A 16,535-nucleotide genomic window follows, 5' to 3' on the forward strand; every position below is an offset into this window, starting at 1 on the left:
AGCCCTTCGACAAGCTCAGGGCAAACGGTTGTGTGTTGGCCCAGTCCCTCGTCCTTGCCTCCTCCTCCCCACGCCGCCGCGAACTGATCGCGCGGCTCGGAATCGAACCATCGCGCATCGCTGCGCCCGATGTCGACGAAACCCCGCTGAAGGACGAGCGCCCCCGCGATTACGCGTTGCGGATCGCGGTATCGAAGGCGATGGCCGTACCGCGCGCCGATAACGAAGTGATCCTGGCCGCCGACACCACCGTCGCCGCCGGACGCCGCATTCTCGGCAAACCCGCCGACGAGGCAGACCTGCGCCGGATGCTCGCGCTTCTTTCGGGGCGCCGCCACCACTGCATCAGCGCGGTTGCAGTCATCGATCGCGCCGGCACGCTGCGCACCCGCATTTCCGACACGACGGTTGCGTTCAAGGCGCTGAGCGCTGCCGAGATCGACGGTTACGTCGCCTGCGGCGAAGGCATGGGAAAGGCGGGCGGCTACGCGATCCAGGGCCGTGCGGAAGCGTTCGTCCGGTTCCTCCAGGGGAGTCATTCGGGCGTTGTCGGGCTGCCCTTGTTCGAAACCCGCGCGCTGCTCGTCGCGGCGGGCCTGCCGCTTGCCTGAATGGCTGTATGAGGCCGGGATCGGCGAAGCGCGCGCAGCGCTCGTCGATGGCGAGACCATCCTCGCGGCCCGGATCGAACCCGCCGCAATCGGCCTGCGGGTCGGAACGATCGCCAAGGCCCGACTGATCGAGCGCATCTCCGCGCAGATCGGTCTTGCACGGTTGAACGATGGCCGGGACATCATTGTCGATCGCCCGCCCGCCGGCGCAACCCTCGGCAGCGCATTGACCATCGAGGTCGTCCGCGAGGCGATCCCCGAACCGGGTCGCCCCAAGCTCGCACGCGCGCGCGTCGCTGCCGAGGACGCAATCGAACGCGACGCCCCGGCCCTTCTCGAACGGATCACGGCGTCCCCCCACGCCGTCCGCATGTGTCGCGCGCATGAAGCCGACGCGCTGGAAACTGCGGGCTGGTCCGAAGTCCTGGAGGAAGCCCGCACCGGCGACATCTGCTTCGCACTCGGCGCGCTGCGTCTCTCGCCGACCCCGGCGATGACGTTGTTCGACGTCGACGGCCCTGCCCCGCTTGGCCCTCTCGCGGTCGCCGCCGCGCGCGCCGTCGCTGCCGCGATCGATCGCCACGACATCGGCGGATCGATCGGCATCGACTTCCCGACACTCGGTAACAAGGCGGAGCGTCAGGCCGTCGCCGACGCCCTGGACGCGACGCTCGCCCAGCCGTTCGAACGCACCGCAGTCAACGGGTTCGGCTTCCTGCAGATCGTCCGGCCGCGTCCCCGCGCGTCGCTGCCCGAATTCCTGCGCGCTGATCCCATCGGCGCCGCCGCACGCGCGGTGCTGCGCACGCTGGAGCGGACGCCGCCGGGCGCGGTGAACGCGGTGCGCCTGCCCGCCGCCGTCATCGCGCGCATCGATAGCGAAGGCTGGCGCGCGGAACTCGAACGCCGCACAGGCGTCGTCTCGCGTATGGAGCCGAACCCAATGGAACGAGGATGACCAAGAGCGCCTGCCCCGTCTGCGGCAAGTCGCCGCATGCGCTTCACGTCCCCTTCTGCAGCCGCGGCTGCAAGGATCGCGACCTGCTGCAATGGCTCGGCGAAGGCTATCGCATTCCGGGGCCGAAAACTGACGAGGAAGGGCTGGACAGCCCGCCCGACCATCCCTAGAGACGCCGCTTCCGGACGCGGTTCGGAAATGCCCAAGTAGCTCAGTTGGTAGAGCATACGACTGAAAATCGTAGTGTCGGTGGTTCGATCCCGCCCTTGGGCACCATTCCCTTCTTCCTGAAATCAGCGCAGTCGCCGCGGCACCTTCGGGGCGAGCGCGGACAGCACGCCGCGCAGCGTGCGGACTTCCGGGCTCGACCAGCCGGGCTTCGTCAGCAGCGTCCGCAGCGTCCGCTTCGACGCGGGAACGCGGTCCGGCGGGAAGTAGAAGCCAGCCTCCTCCAGCATCGCGTCGAGCTGCGCGATCATCCCGTCGAGCTCGCCCTGCGGCGCGGGATCGGGAAGATCGACCTCGGGCGGCTGCGCCAGCGTGACGCCCTTCGACCACTCATAGGCGACGAGGATCACCGCCTGGGCAAGGTTCAGGCTGCCGAACTCGGGATTGATCGGCACCGTGACGATGGTGCGCGCGATCGCGACGTCATCCGTCTCCAGCCCCGAACGTTCGGGGCCGAACAGGATCGCCGAGCGCCCCGGCCCCGCATGGATTTCACGCGCCGCGACTTCGGGCGTGACGACGGGCTTGGTGACCCCGCGCTTGCGCACCGTCGTCGCATAGACATGCGCGCAGTCGGCAACGGCGTTCGCGACGCTGTCGAAGACCTGTGCCTGCTCCAGCACGATGTCCGCGCCCGACGCAGCCGGTCCGGCCTGCGGGTTCGGCCACCCGTCGCGCGGCGCGACGAGCCGCATCTCGACGAGCCCGAAATTGAGCATCGCGCGCGCGGCCTTGCCGATGTTTTCGCCGAGCTGCGGGCGGACGAGGACGATGACGGGGGCAGGCGTGGTGGTGCTTCCCACCGTTCGGTTCGAGCCAGCGTCGAGCGCAGCCGAGGCGCGTGGTCGAGAACGCGAGGCCGCCGATATTCCAGCCCAGTCGCTCCGGAAGAGCGCTTCCTTCTTTTTGCGTGACCAGTCTTTCACCTGGTGCTCGCGCTCAAGCGCGTCGAGGCGCGTGGGAAATTCCTCCGCCCACATCAATTCGACCGGCAAGCGCTTGCTCGTATAGCCTTCTAATGCGCCCGTCTCATGCTGAGCCAACCGGCGCTCCAAATCTTCGGTGTGACCGGTGTAATACGTGCCGTCCGAGCATCGGAGGATATAGACCCAGAACGTCATGCGCAGGTTCTCGACGATTGCATCTCGGCAAGCTCGATGCAGCTCGAACCGAACGGATCTCTTGTTGTCACCCCCGCCCCACTTCCTCCACACTGCCAGCGAATTCCTCGAAGTCCCTCGCCTCGCTGAAATCGCGATAGACGCTCGCAAAGCGGATATACGCGACTGAATCGAGTCCCTTCAGCCCGTCCATCACCATCTCGCCGATCCGCTTCGACGAAACATCGGCCTCTCCCAGCGTTTCGAGCTGGCGCTGGATGCCCGACACCAGCCGCTCGATCGCGACGCCATCGACCGGGCGCTTGCGCGTCGCAATCGCGATGGAACGCAGCAGCTTTTCGCGGTCAAAGGACTCGCGGCGCACTCCGCCCGCCCCTTCGCTTTTCACGACGGTCAGATCGCGAAGCTGGATGCGTTCGAACGTCGTGAAGCGCGCGGCGCAGCCCTCGCACTGGCGTCGCCGACGGATCGCCGCCCCGTCTTCGGTGGGGCGGCTGTCCTTCACCTGGCTGTCGTCATGGCCGCAAAAGGGGCAGCGCATCCGGTCTGGTTCCTAGGCCTTCTTGTTCTTCATATAGGCGTAGGCCGCGCCGCCGAGCGCACCGAAGATCGGGCCGACGAACGGCACCGGGATCGCCACGACCGCGCCGAGCGCCGCCCATTTCGCCATGCTCTTGCCGAGTTCAGGATCGCGCTTCACGTCGCCCGTCACTTCCTTGATCTTGTCGTCGATGCCGGCCATGCGCCGCTGCTCCTTACTGATAGATGGGAAAGCGCGCGCACAGCGTGCGCACACGGGTCCGAACGTCCGCCTCGACCTTCGGGTCCCCCGCTTCGCCCTTTGCCCGCAGTCCGTCGAGGACGTCGGCGACCATATGGCCGATCTCGCGGAATTCTGCGGGTCCGAAGCCGCGGGTCGTGCCGGCGGGCGAGCCGACGCGGATGCCGCTGGTCTTCACCGGCGGCAGCGGATCGTTGGGGATGCCGTTCTTGTTGCAGGTAATGCCGGCGCGCTCCAGCGCCTCGTCGGCATCCTTGCCCGTCACGCCGAGCGGGGTGAGATCGACGAGCGCCAGATGCGTGTCGGTGCCGCCGGAGACGATCTCCGCGCCGCGCTCTTTCAGAGTCGCGGCCAGCACCTTCGCGTTCTCGATGACGGCCGCGGCGTAGCTCTTGAATTCCGGCCGCAGCGCTTCCCCGAATGCGACCGCTTTCGCCGCGATCACATGCATCAGCGGCCCGCCCTGAAGGCCGGGGAAGACCGCGGAGTTGATCTTCTTCGCCACGCCTTCGTCATTGGTCAGCACCATGCCGCCGCGCGGCCCGCGCAGCGTCTTGTGCGTCGTCGTCGTCACGACATGCGCGTGGGGCAGCGGCGAGGGATGATGCCCGGCCGCCACCAGCCCGGCGAAATGCGCCATATCGACCATCAGCTTCGCGCCGACCTTGTCCGCAATCGCGCGAAAGCGTTCGAAATCGATGACGCGCGGATACGCCGATCCGCCCGCGATGATCAGCGTCGGCTTGTGCTCGACCGCAAGCGCCTCCAGCGCGTCATAGTCGATCAGATGGGTGTCGGGATCCACGCCGTACTGCACCGCGTTGAACCACTTGCCCGACATCGCCGCCTTCGCGCCGTGGGTCAGGTGCCCGCCGGCATCGAGGCTCATGCCCAGGATCGTGTCGCCCGGCTTGGTCAGCGCGAGCATCACCGCGCCGTTAGCCTGCGCGCCCGAATGCGGCTGGACGTTGGCAAAGCCGCAGTCGAAGAGCTGCTTCGCGCGGTCGATCGCCAGCTGCTCGACCTCGTCGGAAGGGTGACAGCCCTGATAGTAGCGCTTGCCCGGATAACCCTCGGCATATTTGTTGGTGAAGACAGACCCCTGCGCTTCCAGCACCGCCCTGGAGACGATGTTTTCGCTCGCGATCAGCTCGATCTGGGTCTGCTCGCGCTCCAGCTCGTGCGCGACGCCGACGAAGATCGTGGGGTCCGCTTCGGCCAGCGTGCGGGTGAAGAAGCCGTCCGGCTGCACGTCCGAAAGGGTGCGGGGGTTGGTGCTCATGCGAATTCCTTCCGGGATAGCTTGTCGACGCGGTGTTGGTGTCGCCCGCCCTCGAAATCGGCGTCGAGGAAGGCGGTGATGCAGGCCTTGGCCATTTCCTCGCCGACCAGCCGCGCGCCGATCGCGATCGCGTTGGCGTCGTTGTGGGTGCGCGCGAGGCGGGCCGAGAGCGGTTCGCTGACCTGTGCGCAGCGACACGCGGGGTTGCGGTTGGCGGCGATGGCGATGCCGATGCCCGACCCGCAGAGTGCGATCCCGCGTTCAACCCGGCCGTCGGCTAGCGCGCCCGCGACCGCTTCGCCATAATCGGGATAATCGACGCTGGCGGTGCCGTGCGTTCCCAGATCCTCGACCGCGTGACCCGCAGCCTCCAGCCAGGGGACGAGCACGTCCTTGAGGGCGACGGCGGCATGGTCTGATGCGATGGCGATGCGCATGGGCAGCGGCGCTCCGGCTCGGGTGATCGGGGATCGCTGGCCCCTTACCGCCCAACGTCGCGAAATGCCACAGGCCAAAAAGATTCTGCGGGACACCCGACTGGAGCGGAACGGGCGCCGCCGCGGGCGGTTGAGGATAACCTGTATCAAGAAAGGGGGTTGCGCCGATGTCGCGTGGAATACCGTTATCGGCCATGTCGTGCCTCGCCCTGATCGCCGCGTGCAGCCGGCCCGCCCCCGAAACCAATGTGACCGACGTGGCCGGGTCAGCCGGCGCGGTCGATCGCAATGTTGCCGAGGTGGCGCCTTCGCCCGAGCCTTCGCCAGTTCCCGTTCCGTCGCCATCGCCCAGCGCCACGCCCGCGAATCTCGCGGGCCGCTGGATCGGGGTCGAGGGAATGTATCTCGTGGTCAAGCCGACCGCGCCGGACACCTATGCGCTCGAAATGCAATATGACCTCGACCACAAGATGACCGCGACGGGCCGTGCGGCCGACGACGGCATCGCCTTCGAACGCGACGGCAAGACGCTCACGTTGAAACCGAGCGATGGTGCCGCGACCGGCCTCAAATATCTCGACGGGAAGCGCGACTGCCTGACGGTCGCTCCCGGCGAGGGATATTGCCGCGGCTGATGTTGCACCCAACCGGCACCGCAATGGTCGGCACAACCCGGTTGCTCGGTTTCGCCGGGCTGATTCCGCAACTGATCGCGATCCTGTTCATCGTCAGCGGCATCGATCCGGCGCTCGGCGCGCTCGCGGCGTTCCTCTATGCCGCGATGATCCTGAGCTTCATCGGCGGGATATGGTGGGGATTCGCGGTCGGGCGCGGCGAGGGCCAGGCGTCGGTCGCGGCGATCGCGGTCACGCCGACGATCGTCGCCGGCCTCTTCATCCTCGCGCGGCTGCTCGGAATGCCGGTCAGCTGGGCGCTCGTCGCGCTGGGCAGCGCGATCATGCTGACACTGCTGATCGACCGCGAACTCGTGAAGGAGGCGCGCGCGCCGCGCGACTGGATGACACTGCGGGTGCCCCTGTCGCTAACGCTGGGATCGATGACGATCCTCGCCGGCATACTTGCGCCCCATGCCATCACGATCAGCTACAGCGTCGTGAATTAGCCGATCACGCCGCGGCGCGCAGTTCCAGCCGGCCCCAGATTTCGACAAGCGCGTCGGTCAGCTCATGCATCATCGCGGCGTCATGCGTCGGGCCGGGGGTGAAGCGCAGCCGCTCGGTCCCCCGCGGCACCGTGGGATAGTTGATCGGCTGAACATAGATTCCATATTCGGCCAGCAGGATATCGCTGATCTTCTTGGCCTTCACCGGATCGCCCACCATCACGGGCACGATGTGCGTATCGCCCGTCATCACCGGCAGGCCGGCATCCGCGAGCATCGTCTTCAGCATCGCGGCGGACGCTTGCTGGCGGTCGCGTTCGACCGACGACTCTTTCAGGTGCCGAACAGACGCCAGCACGCCCGCGACCAGCACCGGCGACAGCGACGTGGTGAAGATGAACCCCGGCGCATAACTGCGAATCACGTCGATGATCGTCCGATCGGCCGCGATGTAGCCGCCCATCACCCCGAACGCCTTGCCAAGCGTGCCCTCGATGATCGTGATCCGGTCGGCGAGCGCGTCACGTTCCGAAATGCCGCCACCGCGCGGGCCGTACATGCCGACCGCATGGACTTCGTCGAGATAGGTCAAAGCGTGATATCTGTCGGCGAGATCGCAGATCGCGGCGATCGGGGCGATATCGCCTTCCATCGAATAGACGCTCTCGAACGCGATCAGCTTCGGCACCGCCGGGTCCTCAGCCGCGAGCAGCTCTTCGAGATGCGCGAGATCGTTGTGCCGGAACACCCGCTTTTCGCACCCCGAATTGCGGATGCCCGCGATCATCGACGCGTGGTTGAGCTCGTCCGAAAAGATGATGCAGCCCGGCAGCACTTTCGCCAGCGTCGCCAGCGTCGCCTCGTTCGAGACGTAGCCGCTGGTGAACAGAAGTGCTGCTTCCTTGCCGTGGAGATCGGCAAGCTCGCCCTCCAGATCGATATGATAGTGTGTGTTGCCGCCGATGTTGCGCGTGCCGCCGGACCCGGCGCCGACATCGTGCAGCGCTTCCTCCATCGCCGCGATCACCTTGGGATGCTGCCCCATCGCCAGATAGTCGTTCGAGCACCAGACGGTGATCGGCTTCGGCCCGTTATGCCCGGCGAAGCACCGCGCATTGGGAAACTGTCCCTTGTTGCGCAGGATGTCGATGAAGACGCGGTAGCGCCCCTCGGCATGCAGGCGATCGATCGCCTGGGTGAAGATCCGGGAATAATCCACCCCCAACTGAGCAGGGTGGGTCGCTTCGTTCACATCGCTCATGGCCGGCCCATCTAGGCGATCGCACGGGCGCGCACCACCCTTCAATGGGCAAGTATCACGACATCGGTATCGATTTCATCAACCGGCTCGATGCGCGGAATGATGAGGTGGACGAGCCCGAGCGCCACCAGATACGAGCCCGAACAGATTGCGAGCAGCGGGCCATAGCCCCAGCCATGGCTCAGCGACACCGCCGCCAGCTGGATCAGCACGATCGACCACATATTGCCGCAGAATGCCGCGATCCCGATGGTCGATCCCACCGCGCGCGCCGGCACCATGTCGGTCGCGAGGCCGAAGACGTTGGTGGAAAATCCCTGATGCGCGAAGAGGCCGAGCCCGAGCAGCAGCGCGGCGGTCCAGGCACTGTCGACGACCAGCACCAGCGTCACCGGCAAAATCAGCACCGCGTAGATCAGTAGCGTCGTCTTGCGCGCGCGGTTCACGTCCCACCCACGCGCCATAAGCCGCCCGGGGAGCCACCCACCGGTCAGTGCGCCCGCCGCAGCCATCACATAAGCGAGCGCGACGGGGAGCCCGACGGTGCCCTGCGGCAGGCCGAACATCCGGTGAAAGAGATCAGGCAGCCAGGCGAGCATGAAGAACCACACCTGATCCGACAGCACCTTCGCCACCGCGATCGCCCAGGTCTCGCGCCGACGAAGCAGGCTCGCCCAGCGGATCGGTGTCGGCTTGGCCCCCGTCTCGGCAACCGGCGGCACCTTTACCGCGAACCATGCGACGACCCACACCAGCCCGAGCCCCCCCGCCAGCAGGAACGCCGCCTTCCACCCGAACACGACCGCAATCGCCGGGACGACCAGCGGCGTCACGATCGCCCCGATATTGGGCGCGGTGTTGCCGACGCCGAGCGCGAAGGAGCGTTCCTTCTGAGTGAAATAGGTCGCGGCAGACTTTACCGCCGCTGGCGTTCCGACCGACTCGGCCGCCCCCAGCACCACGCGCGACGCGATAAAGCCGCCGACCGACGTCGCCACCGCGTGCGCCATCCCGGCCAGACTCCAGACCGCAACCCCGATCGCAAAACCCAGCCGCAGCCCGACGCGATCGATGAACCATCCGGTCCCCAGAAACGCGACCGCCGCCGAAACCTGGAAGGCCGACAGCATGTTGGCATAATCCTGGTCGGACCAGTTGAACTCGACCTCCAATGTCGGCTTGAGCAGCGCCAGGATCTGCCGATCGACATAGTTGAGCATGATCGCGAAGAAGACGAGCGCGACGATCCCCCAGCGCCCGCGATTTGCCGATCCCGTCATGCCCACTCCCGTTTTTCTTTTCCTGATAACGTTGTCATAACGCAGCGCGCTTGGCTATACGCAATCCGTTCGCCCTGAGCCTGTCGAAGGGACGCACTTCTTGTAAGGGAGGGCGGGGCTTCGACAAGCCTGTCCCGAGCGTGTCGAGGGGCTCAGCCCGAACGGTGATGAGATCGATGGCCAATATAAGTTCTCGCCCCCTCCCGATGGCCGCCGATCTGTACGGCGATATCGAACCCAGCCCCAGGGCGACGTGGCGCGGATACCTGCCCGGGCTCGCGATCGTCACCGCGGGGACGCTGGCCGCGGGGTTCATTTCCGATCGTTACGGCGCGCCGCTGACGCTGATGTCGCTGCTGATCGGCCTCGCGCTCAACTTCTTGTCCGCCGATTCGCGGCTGACCCCGGGCCTCGCTTTCGCCTCACGCTCGCTGCTGCGTTGGGGGATCGTCCTGGTCGGCGTGCGGATCACCTTCGGGCAGATCGCCGCGCTCGGCCCCGCAGCCTTGCTCGCGGTCGTGGCAATCGTTGCGCTGACGATCGGCGCGGGCATTCTGGTCGCGCGGCGGCTCGGATTCGATTCGGCGTTCGGCACGCTCGCGGGCGGCGCAGTCGCGATCTGCGGCGCGTCGGCGGCAATGGCGCTGGCGACGACACTGGGCGAACGTCGCGCGAGCCAGGCGCAGCTCACGCTCGTCCTCGTCGGCATCTCGGCGGCGAGCGCGCTCGCGATGGTCACCTACCCCTTCGTCGCACACTGGCTGCACATGAGCGACCTGAAAGCCGGCTTCATGCTGGGCGCGTCGATCCACGACGTCGCGCAGGCGCTGGGCGCGGGTTACTCCTATTCGGACGGCGCCGGCCAGATCGCCGCGATCGTGAAGCTGACGCGCGTCGCGCTCCTCGCGCCCGTCCTGGCGATCGTCGCGATGTTCCTTCCCAAGGGAACGAGCGGCGCGAAAGGTCCAGGCATCCCGTGGTTCGTCGTCGGCTTCTTCGTGTTGGCCGGGATAAACTCCTTCGGCCTTATCCCTGCGATTGCCGCGGGATGGGCGGAGAAGATCGCCGCCGCAATGCTCGCCGCGGCCGTCACCGCCACCGCGATCCGCTCCCCGCTCGCGCAGCTCACCGCCGCCGGACCGCGCCCGCTGGTGGTAATCCTCGCCTCCTCGCTGGTCGCCTTCGCGCTCGCGCTCGGCGCGGCGATGTTTTTGATCGGCTAGACCGCCGCCGTCGATCCCCGCACCACCAACTCATAAGCCAATTCGCGCTGTTCGGCCGGCGCATCCTCCGGCGCCAGCAGCAGGTCGGCCGCTTCCCACGCCAGTTTCCGCACTGGCTGGCGGATCGTGGTGAGCGGCGGCCATACATAGCCGGCGAGCGAATCGTCGCCGAACCCCGCGACCGACAGATCATTAGGCAACGACAGCCCTCGCCGGTGCGCCGACGCCAGCGCACCCGCCGCCATATCGTCTGACGCCGCGAAGATCGCGGTTGGCGCGTCGGACAGTGCCAGCAGCCGATCCGCGGCCGCCGACCCCGATGCGAAGTCATAGTCTCCCGGCAGGACCAGCGCCTCGTCCAGCGCAACCCCGGCCTTTCCGAGCGCCGCGGCATACCCCGCCTGCCGCTGCCGGCTGGTCGCATAGTCGCGGTGCCCGGCGATGAAACCGATCCGCTTGTGCCCCAGCGACAGGAGATAGCGCGTCATCTCCGCCGCAGCGCTCTCGTTATCGATATAGACCGACGACGACAGCGCGGGCGCCGATCCCGGCGAGACGCGCACGAACCGCACGCCGCGCTCCGTCAATAATTCAAGCACCTGCGCATGGTCGCTGACCGGCGGTGTAAGGATCAACCCATCGACATGCGTCGCGTCGATCAGCCCCTCGATCTCGCTCATCAGCCGGTCTGAGCCGCGGTCATAAGGCTGCGCGATCATCCGCACACCGTCCACATCGCACCGGTCGCGAATCCCCGTCTGCATTTCATAGACGTAATGCGGGCTGGGATTGTCGCAGACGAGCGCGATCTGCCAGCTGCGCCGTCCCGCCAGCGAGCGCGCGGCGATGCTCGGGCGGAAATTGAGCGCGGCGACGACCGCCAGCACCTTTTCCCGGGTCGCTGCCCCCACATAGCGCTCGTTGTTGAGAACGCGGCTCACGGTCTTGATCGAAACGCCCGCTTCCCGCGATACGTCCTTGATGGTGGCGCGCAATGCCGTCTCCCGAATGGCTGCGCCTTGTGGCATGATGCCCGCACTTGCGGCAACTGTCGTATGAAGCTAATACAGTCGCCCGATAGAGATTTGTCCATGCGTCCCGATCCCTTCGACCAACAGCCTGAATGGGGCCGCCTGCGCTACAACCACGCGCCTGCCGACCCGCCCCCCGCGCCGATCGCGGACCGGCCCGGGCTAACCGGGTTCGGGGACTGGCATGGCGTCGATTCGGGCAGCGGCAGCGGAACGCCGCCCGTCCAGCCCGCCCACCCGCGCCGCCGCTGGGGTCGCTGGATCATGCGCGGGTTCGGCTCGGCGATCATCCTGTTCATCATCATCGTCGCGTGGCTCGCGGTCACCGCGCCGCTCTCGCGCTCGCTGAAGCCCCCCACCCCACCCTCGATCACGCTGACCGCCGAGGACGGCACACCGATCGCACGGCGCGGCGCGATCATCGGCGCGCCGGTCGATGCGGCCAAGCTGCCAGCGCATGTCCGCGAGGCGTTCCTGGCGATCGAGGACCGTCGCTTCTATTCGCATTGGGGCGTCGATCCGCGCGGGATCGCGCGCGCCGCCTGGCACAACATGCGCGGTGGCGGGGTGCGCGAGGGTGGCAGCACGATCACGCAACAGCTGGCAAAGAACGCCTTCCTCGATTCGGATCGCACCGCCGCGCGCAAGATTCGCGAGGCGATGATCTCGTTCTGGCTGGAGGCCTGGCTGACGAAGGACGAAATCCTCTCACGCTACCTCTCGAACGTCTATTTCGGTGACAATGTCTACGGCATCCGGGCTGCGTCGAGACATTATTTCGGCCGCACGCCGGAGGACCTGAACATCGGCCAGGCGGCGATGCTCGCGGGACTCGTCAAAGCTCCTTCGCGCCTCGCCCCTACCGGCAATCTGGCGGGAGCCCGCGCGCGCGAGGCGGTTGTCGTCGGCGCGATGGTCGATGCCGGCTTCCTGACGAAGGCGGAAGCTGCGCGCGTCCAGCCGCAGCGGGTACGGCACGATGACGTCGAGCAACTCCCCAACGGCACCTACTTCGCCGACTGGGTGCTGCCATCCGCGCGCGATCAGGCGGGGGAGATCAAGACCGAGACGACCGTCCAGACGACACTCGACCGCAAGATGCAGCGTGCCGCCGAGCGCGCGGTGAAGCGCGCCGGGCTGAAACAGGCGCAGGTCGCCCTTGTCGCGATGCGTCCCGACGGGCGCGTCGTCGCGATGGTCGGCGGCAAGGACTATGGGAAAAGCCCGTTCAACCGCGCAACACAGGCGCGGCGCCAGCCGGGATCGACCTTCAAGCTTTTCGTCTATCTCGCCGCGATGCGCGCCGGGATGACGCCCGATTCGACGGTGGAGGACCGCCCGATCGAAATCTCGGGCTGGAAACCGAAGAACTCTGACGGCCAGTATCGCGGCACCATCACGCTGCGCGAAGCCTTTGCACGCTCGTCCAACGTCGCCGCCGCGCGGCTGACCCAGCAGGTCGGCGTCCGCGCGGTCATCAAAGCGGCGCGCGATCTCGGTATTTCGACGCCGATCCCGGAGGAAGCGACGATCGCACTCGGCACCTCGACCGTCTCGCTGCTGGAACTCACCGCCGCCTATGGCGCGATCGCGCGCGGCAGCTATCCGGTCGCGCCGCGCGGGCTGGAACAGGTGCAGGACAAGAGCTGGTACGAGAATTTCACCAGCCGTCCGACGACGATCCCCGACGATATCCGCGCAAAGATGCTCGACCTCATGTCCGCGTCGGTTTCGGGCGGAACCAGCCGGCAGGCGGGGCTGTCGGTCGATACGTTCGGCAAGACCGGCACGACGCAGGACAACCGCGACGCGCTGTTCATGGGCTTCGCGAACGGGATCGTCGCCGGCGTGTGGGTCGGCAATGACGACAACACGCCAAACCCCGGCCTGTCTGGCGGCGGCATCCCGGCGCGTATCTGGCGCGATTTCATGACCCAGGCGCTCGGTCTGGAACCAGCGACGCGGCCAGCCGCAATTCCCGCCGATGACGAATATCAAGGCGACGATGTCGGCAATCTCATCGACCAGGGCGTCGGCGATATCGTCAATGGCCAGATCGCGCCCATCCAGGGTCAGCTCGAAGGCATGGGGCTGAACCTGAAGATGGGCGAGGATGGCAGCATCACCGTCGGCCCGTCGCGCGGCCGGGATGAGCCGCCGCCGCGCGATCGTCGCGAGGATCGGCGCGCGCCGGACGAGGATTCGGTCTACGATCAGCAGTGATTTTCGACACTTCTCCGTTCGCACTGAGCTTGTCGAAGTGCCGTTCTTTCTTGCGCGGAAGAAGGACGGGGCTTTGACAAGCTCAGCCCGTACGGATTGGCGCACATCGCGGTTGACGAGCCTTCGCACCCCCGTAATGCGCTGCGCATGCGCTTCTTCTCCGACAACGCCGCCCCGGTCCACCCTGCCGTCCTGAAGGCGATGGCGGACGTCAACGTCCTCGACACCGCTTATGATGGCGACCGCTGGTCGAAGTCGCTCGACGCGCGCTTCTCGGACCTGTTCGAAACCGAAGTGCGCGCGCTCTGGGTGCCGAGCGGCACCGCTGCCAATTGCCTCGCGCTCGCCGCCCTCTGCCCGCCCTATGGCGGCGTGGTCTGCCACCGCGACGCGCACATCCAGAACGACGAGGCCGGCGCACCCGAATTCTACACCCACGGCGCCAAGCTGATGCTCGTCGACGGCGACGGCGCGAAGATGACCCCCGACGCGATCACCGCGACGCTCGACGCCATCGCGGGCGACGTCCACCGCGTCCAGCCGCACGCGATCTCGATCACCAACGCGACCGAATATGGCCGCGTGTACACGCCCGCCGAAGTCGCAGCGATCGGCGCCCTTGCAAAGGCGCGGGGCCTCGGTTTCCACATGGACGGCGCGCGCTTCGCCAATGCTGTCGCGCATCTCGGCTGCTCGCCCGCCGAGGTGACGTGGCGAGCTGGCGTCGAGGCACTGAGCTTCGGCTTCGTGAAGAACGGCGCGATGAACGCGGAGGTGCTCGTCTTCTTCAAGACCGACCTCGCCGATGCGACGCTCATCCGCCGCAAGCGCGCCGGGCACCTGCTGTCCAAGGGTCGCTATTTGGCGGTTCAGCCGCTCGCGATGCTCGAAGACGATGTGTGGCTGGAGAACGCCCGCGCCGCGAATGCCGGCGCGACCCTGCTGGCGAGCGGCGCAGGGGATCGCCTGATCCATCCCGTCGAGGCGAACGAAGTCTTCCTGCGCGCGACGCCCGACGAAGCCGCGGCGCTGCGGGCGGAGGGCTTCGATTTCTACGACTGGGCGGCCGGCGAGATACGGCTCGTCACGTCCTGGGATCAGCAAGCAGAGGCGATCCGGCCACTCGCCGACGCGATCGCCGCGCTCTAAACATCCGTTTGCCCTGAGCTTGTCGAAGGGCCGCCCTTACCTTCGCTCCAAAGAAAGAAGAACGGTGCTTCGACAGGCTCAGCACGAACGGGTCGCGGCCCCTCCCCAATCCACCCGCGCCGCGATCCTGATTCCCTTCGCGATCGTGACCCTGATCTGGGGCTCCACCTGGCTCGTCATCCGCGACCAGCTGGGCGTCGTGCCGCCGAGCTGGTCGGTCACCTACCGCTTCGTCGTCGCCGGCGTCGCCATGCTCGTCTTCGCGCTGATGAAGCGCGAATCCTTCCGGTTCGACGCACGCGGACTGGCGTTCGTGGCGGCGACCGGGCTCGCGCAATTCTGTCTCAACTTCAACCTCGTCTACCGCGCAGAAGAGCATATCACCTCCGGGCTTGTCGCGGTCGTCTTCGCGATGCTCCTCGTCCCCAACGCGCTCTTCGGCCGCCTCTTTCTCGGCCAGAAGCTCGGGCGGCAATTGCTCGTCGGATCGTTCGTCGCGATGGCGGGCGTCGTCTTGCTGTTCGTGCACGAAGCGCGGATCGACCCCAGCCGCACCACCGAGGTCCTCATCGGCATCGGCTTCACCCTCGCCGCGATCCTGTCGGCCTCCAGCGCCAACGTGCTGCAGGCGACCGACACCGCGAAGCGCTATCCGATGAACGCGACGCTCGCGCTCGCGATGCTCTTCGGTGCGCTACTCGACGGCGCGTTCGCATGGGCGACGACCGGCGCGCCGGTGTTCGAGCCGCGCTGGAGCTATGTCGCCGGAATCCTCTATCTCGGCCTCGCCGCTTCCGCCCTCGCCTTCCCGCTCTATTTCGGGGTGCTGCGCGTCATCGGTCCGGCGAAGGCCGCCTATTCCAGCGTCATCGTCCCCGTTATCGCGATGCTCCTATCGACGCTGTTCGAAGGCTATCGCTGGTCGCCGCTCGCGATCGGCGGCGCTGTGCTGACCGGCATCGGCCTCGTTATCGCACTCAGGGCACGCAGGCCCAACCGGTAATCGGGATAGGCGGGCGACCAGCCGAGCACGCGCTTCGCCTTGCCGTTCGCGACCCGGCGATTCTCCGCATAGAAGGCGCGCGCGATCGGTGAGAGGATTTCGAGCGGCACGAATGGCGGCGGTTCGAGGCCGAGCAGGGACGCAGCGAATGCGGCGACCTCATTCTGCCCGCACGGCGCGTCGTCGGCCAGGTTGTAGGCGCCCGCAGGCGCATCGAATCCCGCGATCACCCCGCTGGCGATATCGTCGACATGCACCCGGCTGAAGACCTGCCCCGGAACATCGACACGGTGCGCGTGGCCCGCCGCCGCTCGATCGAGCGGGGACCGCCCCGGACCATAGATGCCCGGCAATCGGAAAACCCGCGCGCCAAGTTCGAGCCAGGCGGCATCGGCAGCGTTGCGACCCTCGCGCCTTCCCCGGATCGACACGGTTTCGTCGACCCACGCGCCCCCTGCGTCCCCATAGACACCGGTCGACGAAAGATAGCCGAGCCATAACCTTTTCCCGTCACCCCAGCGCAGGCTGGGGTCCATATCTGGTCGGTGTGGCACATCGGAGAGACATGGATCCCGGCCTTCGCCGGGATGACCAAGGAGAGGACCGAATCGCGCCAGCACCGGATCGCCCTCACTGTCCGGCGGCACCGACGACAGCACATGCGTCGCCGTCGCCAACTCGCGCTCGACCGCCGGATCGTCGAACGCCAGCGTCCCCTCGCGCCCATCCCGCGTCGTGCCGACCACCCGCCACCCCGGCAGCCGCGCCGCGATCGCCTGCGCGGTATAGCCGAAGCCGAAGATTAGCAGCCGACCGGTCACGCT

Annotated in this window: 18 protein-coding genes and 1 tRNA gene; 10 read left to right on the forward strand and 9 right to left on the reverse strand. The window is 67.0% G+C overall.

What is annotated here, in order from left to right; all coding sequences use genetic code 11:
* Positions 1–35: 35 nt before the first annotated feature.
* The 4 genes from BOS5A_RS10365 (at position 36) to BOS5A_RS10380 (ending at position 1,845) form a co-directional block, all read left to right on the forward strand.
* Positions 36–611: a Maf family protein gene (locus BOS5A_RS10365; RefSeq protein ID WP_151955045.1), complete on the forward strand. Its 576-nt coding sequence runs from the start codon at positions 36–38 to the stop codon at positions 609–611.
* Positions 604–1,569 carry a ribonuclease gene (locus tag BOS5A_RS10370; protein ID WP_151955046.1) on the forward strand — a complete coding sequence of 322 codons (966 nt, stop codon included), beginning with the start codon at positions 604–606 and terminating at the stop codon, positions 1,567–1,569. The genes BOS5A_RS10365 and BOS5A_RS10370 overlap by 8 nt, the downstream gene beginning before the upstream one ends.
* Complete coding sequence (locus BOS5A_RS10375; protein ID WP_151955047.1) at positions 1,566–1,739, forward strand: DNA gyrase inhibitor YacG; 174 nt, start codon at positions 1,566–1,568, stop codon at positions 1,737–1,739. The genes BOS5A_RS10370 and BOS5A_RS10375 overlap by 4 nt, the downstream gene beginning before the upstream one ends.
* A 30-nt stretch (positions 1,740–1,769) precedes the next feature.
* A tRNA-Phe gene (locus BOS5A_RS10380) sits at positions 1,770–1,845 on the forward strand.
* A gap of 17 nt (positions 1,846–1,862) precedes the next feature.
* Here the strand turns inward: BOS5A_RS10380 and BOS5A_RS10385 are convergent.
* The 5 genes from BOS5A_RS10385 to rpiB form a co-directional block, all read right to left on the reverse strand.
* Positions 1,863–2,918, reverse strand: coding sequence for a TrmH family RNA methyltransferase (locus BOS5A_RS10385; RefSeq protein ID WP_151955048.1), 1,056 nt, complete (start codon positions 2,916–2,918; stop codon positions 1,863–1,865).
* A gap of 67 nt (positions 2,919–2,985) precedes the next feature.
* On the reverse strand, positions 2,986–3,459 hold the full coding sequence (nrdR, locus tag BOS5A_RS10390; protein ID WP_151955049.1) for a transcriptional regulator NrdR: 474 nt from the start codon (positions 3,457–3,459) through the stop codon (positions 2,986–2,988).
* 12 nt (positions 3,460–3,471) lie between these two features.
* Positions 3,472–3,660 (reverse strand): hypothetical protein, encoded by a 189-nt coding sequence (locus BOS5A_RS10395; protein ID WP_151955050.1) that lies wholly within the window; start codon positions 3,658–3,660, stop codon positions 3,472–3,474.
* A 13-nt stretch (positions 3,661–3,673) separates the two neighbouring features.
* Positions 3,674–4,981, reverse strand: a complete 1,308-nt coding sequence (gene glyA, locus BOS5A_RS10400; RefSeq protein WP_151955051.1) for a serine hydroxymethyltransferase — start codon at positions 4,979–4,981, stop codon at positions 3,674–3,676.
* The gene (gene rpiB / locus BOS5A_RS10405) at positions 4,978–5,418 is read right to left on the reverse strand and encodes a ribose 5-phosphate isomerase B (protein WP_151955052.1); all 441 of its coding nucleotides are present in this window, start codon (positions 5,416–5,418) and stop codon (positions 4,978–4,980) included. The genes glyA and rpiB overlap by 4 nt, the downstream gene beginning before the upstream one ends.
* Positions 5,419–5,612: 194 nt before the next feature.
* Between rpiB and BOS5A_RS10410 the strand changes: the two genes are divergently transcribed.
* A complete protein-coding gene (locus BOS5A_RS10410; RefSeq protein WP_151955053.1) occupies positions 5,613–6,053 on the forward strand; it encodes a hypothetical protein in 441 nt (146 codons plus the stop codon).
* Positions 6,053–6,541: a DUF3429 domain-containing protein gene (locus BOS5A_RS10415; protein ID WP_151955054.1), complete on the forward strand. Its 489-nt coding sequence runs from the start codon at positions 6,053–6,055 to the stop codon at positions 6,539–6,541. The genes BOS5A_RS10410 and BOS5A_RS10415 overlap by 1 nt, the downstream gene beginning before the upstream one ends.
* 4 nt (positions 6,542–6,545) lie before the next feature.
* Here BOS5A_RS10415 and hemA read toward each other — a convergent pair whose 3' ends face one another.
* Positions 6,546–7,802 (reverse strand): 5-aminolevulinate synthase, encoded by a 1,257-nt coding sequence (gene hemA / locus BOS5A_RS10420; RefSeq protein WP_325058541.1) that lies wholly within the window; start codon positions 7,800–7,802, stop codon positions 6,546–6,548.
* 41 nt (positions 7,803–7,843) lie between these two features.
* Entirely contained in the window at positions 7,844–9,082 is a 1,239-nt protein-coding gene (locus BOS5A_RS10425; RefSeq protein ID WP_151955055.1) for an MFS transporter, read from the reverse strand.
* Between the two features lie 206 nt (positions 9,083–9,288).
* On the opposite strand from BOS5A_RS10425, the gene BOS5A_RS10430 reads away from it, so the two are divergent.
* Positions 9,289–10,305 carry a YeiH family protein gene (locus tag BOS5A_RS10430; RefSeq protein ID WP_151955056.1) on the forward strand — a complete coding sequence of 339 codons (1,017 nt, stop codon included), beginning with the start codon at positions 9,289–9,291 and terminating at the stop codon, positions 10,303–10,305.
* On the opposite strand, the gene BOS5A_RS10435 is transcribed toward BOS5A_RS10430, so the two are convergent.
* Positions 10,302–11,300 (reverse strand): LacI family DNA-binding transcriptional regulator, encoded by a 999-nt coding sequence (locus tag BOS5A_RS10435; RefSeq protein WP_234419299.1) that lies wholly within the window; start codon positions 11,298–11,300, stop codon positions 10,302–10,304. The two genes, BOS5A_RS10430 and BOS5A_RS10435, sit on opposite strands and share 4 nt — an antisense overlap.
* Positions 11,301–11,396: 96 nt before the next feature.
* Between BOS5A_RS10435 and BOS5A_RS10440 the strand changes: the two genes are divergently transcribed.
* The 3 genes from BOS5A_RS10440 (at position 11,397) to BOS5A_RS10450 (ending at position 15,711) form a co-directional block, all read left to right on the forward strand.
* Positions 11,397–13,559, forward strand: coding sequence for a transglycosylase domain-containing protein (locus BOS5A_RS10440; protein WP_151955058.1), 2,163 nt, complete (start codon positions 11,397–11,399; stop codon positions 13,557–13,559).
* Positions 13,560–13,706: 147 nt separating this feature from the next.
* A complete protein-coding gene (locus BOS5A_RS10445) occupies positions 13,707–14,708 on the forward strand; it encodes a threonine aldolase family protein (RefSeq protein ID WP_151955059.1) in 1,002 nt (333 codons plus the stop codon).
* 64 nt (positions 14,709–14,772) lie between these two features.
* Positions 14,773–15,711: a DMT family transporter gene (locus tag BOS5A_RS10450; protein WP_151955060.1), complete on the forward strand. Its 939-nt coding sequence runs from the start codon at positions 14,773–14,775 to the stop codon at positions 15,709–15,711.
* Here the strand turns inward: BOS5A_RS10450 and BOS5A_RS10455 are convergent.
* Positions 15,621–16,532: an NAD(P)-dependent oxidoreductase gene (locus tag BOS5A_RS10455; RefSeq protein ID WP_151955061.1), complete on the reverse strand. Its 912-nt coding sequence runs from the start codon at positions 16,530–16,532 to the stop codon at positions 15,621–15,623. The two genes, BOS5A_RS10450 and BOS5A_RS10455, sit on opposite strands and share 91 nt — an antisense overlap.
* Positions 16,533–16,535: the final 3 nt, after the last annotated feature.

Origin of the sequence: Sphingomonas sp. EC-HK361, assembly GCF_902498785.1 — a bacterium.
Lineage (GTDB): Bacteria > Pseudomonadota > Alphaproteobacteria > Sphingomonadales > Sphingomonadaceae > Sphingomonas.